Origin of the sequence: Rhodoferax sp. UBA5149, from assembly GCF_002413825.1 — a bacterium.
In the GTDB taxonomy this organism is placed as follows: domain Bacteria; phylum Pseudomonadota; class Gammaproteobacteria; order Burkholderiales; family Burkholderiaceae_C; genus Rhodoferax.
On sequence record NZ_DHXT01000115.1, the window covers coordinates 6,232 to 6,693 of the forward strand.

The following is a 462-nucleotide window of genomic DNA, read 5'->3' on the forward strand; positions in this document are numbered from 1 at the left end:
CATTACCGGCCGCTGACCAAGTTCGAAAACCGGGGCATCAAACTCGGGCACGGCGTGTGGGATGTCGTGTTTGAACGGGTTTAAAAAGCAATTTGTGCCGCCTGCCCGCCACGGCGTGGGGCCGAGTTGCATCGGGCTGCCCGCTGGCGCCTGGCCCACCACCCTGGACTTCCTGACCGAGCGCTTTCCCGCCATCAGTCGTGACGTCTGGCAGCAGCGCATGGCCGACGGCGATGTGGTCGACGAGCACGGCGTGCAGCTCACGCCCGACAGCGCGTACCAGGGCCATCGGCGCGTGTACTACTACCGCGCGGTGCCGGCTGAGGTACCCATCCCGTTCCTTGAGGTCATCCTGTTCCAGGACGAGCAGCTGATCGTGGTCGACAAGCCGCATTTTTTGCCGGTCGTGCCCTCCGGCGACTACCTGACCGAGACCGTGCTGGTGCGGCTCAAGCGCAAGCT

The 462-nt window shown here is 64.7% G+C and carries 1 pseudogene; it reads left to right on the plus strand.

Annotated features, from left to right (window positions below):
• Nucleotides 1–70: 70 nt before the first annotated feature.
• Nucleotides 71–462, plus strand: a pseudogene (locus B3V69_RS10340) (pseudouridine synthase); the annotation flags it as partial.